Annotated in this window: 1 protein-coding gene; it reads left to right on the top strand. The window is 64.1% G+C overall.

What is annotated here, in order from left to right:
- Positions 1-76: 76 nt before the first annotated feature.
- Positions 77-1,244 (top strand): methyl-accepting chemotaxis protein (locus tag AC097L_RS24965; RefSeq protein ID WP_479589404.1); only part of this gene is annotated, 1,168 nt, incomplete at its 3' end.

A 1,244-nucleotide genomic window follows, 5' to 3' on the forward strand; every position in this document is an offset into this window, starting at 1 on the left:
TCCTGCACAGGTAGCTATTAAATAATTAGCCTAGTACCCTTGGTTTTTTCTTTCATTCCCTCACTCGGCCCTCTACATGCGCTCCTGGTTGAACCGTTGGCAGTTGTGGCACAAGTTCGCCCTGTTGGGCGTATTGGGCCTGTTGATGCTGGCCCCGCCGGTGTGGCTGTATGTGCGTGAATCCAGCACCGCCATCCGGGCCCTGGAGCGCGAGCACGAGGGGCTGGAGCCGGTGCGTACCGTGCTGGAGGCCATCACCCTGCTGCAACGGCACCGCACGCTGGCCGCGCGGCTGCACCCTGGCGATACCGAAACCCCGGTCTCCATGCTGCTGGCCCGCTCGCAGATCGACCGGGCGATGACCCAGGTCAAAGACTTGCTGCCCCGCATCAAGACCAACCAGATCGAGCTGCTCTGGAACAACACCGTCGCCCAATGGAACTACCTGCAGCTCATTCTGGACACCCCGGATGTGGCGCCCAGCCTGGTCCATGACACCCACAGCAATGCCATCGGCCAACTGTTGAAGATGCGCTACCAGTTGGTGGACGATTTCGGCTTCAGCCTGGATGCGCAGGCCCCCACCTACCTGCTCGGCCGCGCCGCCCTGGTCGAATCGCTGGACCTGCTGGAATCCCTGTCCAAGGTGCGCGACAAAATCCTGCTGCTGCAGGCGCAAAAGCAGGTCACCCCCGAAGAAAACACCCAACTCGTCACCCTGCTCAGCGGCATCAACGAAGACTTCGACCGCCTGCAAAACACCCTGGACAACGCCACCCAGAACGACCCCGTGCTGCATGCCGAGCTCAGCCAGCCCTTGCTGAACCGCGTGCACTGGCAGCAGATCCACCCCCGGCTGTACCCGGAAATCGCCAGCGGCATCCAGAGGCAACGGGTCAGCGCCGACGACATGGCCGTGCTGGACGACATCCTGGCCTCGCAAACCGCCTTCAGCAATGCCGCGCTGCAGGCCCTGCAGCGCAAGCTGGACAGCCGGCTGCAGGTGCTGACCCAGACCCAGCACGCCTTGGCCGCCGGCATCGTGGCGCTGGCGCTATTTCTGGTCGGGCTGGCAGCGCTGGTGGCGCGCTCCATCACCCGGCCCTTGCTGGAGGCCGTGGACATTGCCCGCCAGGTGGCCGAGGGCACACTGGCCGTCGACCTGGAAAAGCAGGTGGGTGCCGTGGCCCACCCTGGCAACGAAACCGGCCACCTGCTGCAGTCCCTGTACGCCATGCACCGCA

The organism is Rhodoferax sp. RT5P35, assembly GCF_056521385.1.